At 69.4% G+C, this 901-nt stretch carries 1 protein-coding gene; it reads right to left on the reverse strand.

The features are described from left to right. A partial coding sequence (locus AC1DBN_RS21365; RefSeq protein ID WP_477724185.1) for a DUF222 domain-containing protein occupies window positions 1-901 on the reverse strand: 901 nt, incomplete at both ends.

Here is a 901-nt window from a genome sequence, read left to right on the forward strand (position 1 = left end):
CGTCTGTGGCTGCCCGGTTGGTGGTGGTGTTGGGGGTGGTGGTGCGGGGGTTGGTGGCGATGTTCATGGCGGTGAGGAGGTGTTCGTATTGGTCGGTGGTGGCGAAGATTTCGACGTGGTGGAGGCCGTGGCGGGGTTTGCGGATGAAGGCGCCTTGGGTGTGGCGGAGTGCTTCTTCGGTGGGTTCGGTGCCGTCGGCGTCGATGGTTTCGGTGAGGCGTTGGGCCAGGCGGGTGAGGAAGTCGGGGTCTGCGGTGGTGGCGGCGTGGGTGAGGTGGTGTTCGATGCCGTGCAGGATTTCGGGGGTGGTGTGGTGTTGTAGCCGGTCGAGGGTGGCGGTGATGATGGTGGCCGCCTGGGAGGACACGGCGGGTGCGGTGATGGTGTGTGGTGGTGTGGCTGGGGTGGCGGGCTGGCCGGTGCTGGCGTCGGATGGTGCGAGGGTGGTGGCGAGGTGTTCGTGTGGTGGCGGTGTGGGTGTGCCGGTGAGGGTGGTGCCGGGCAGGGTTTGCTGGGCGAGGGTGAGGCGGCGGCGGGCTTCGCGGATGGGGATGCGGAGCCTGAGCCGGAGGAACTCGGCGGTGTTCCGGCAGCCGTCATCGGCCGGGGACCTCACCACCGTGGGTGCCCCGGCGGGTGTGGGCCAGTTGGTGTCGGTTTCGTTGAGGGTTTCGGTGCCGTTGGCGTCCCAGGAACTGACCCCGGCGGTAGTGCGGCGTGCGGYCCGGTGGGTGGCAGCCCGGGTGGCGGCGTCGGTGATCGCGTGGGTGCGGGTGTGGTCCACGGCCCCGGCAGCGATGAGTTGGAGATACTCCACGCAGCGGGAGAGCTCTTCGACGTCGGCGGCGAACGTGGCCGCGCTGGTGTAGCCGGTTGTGGGCAGGGCTTCGCGGGCTGTGAC

The organism is Pseudarthrobacter sp. 10T415, from assembly GCF_056394175.1.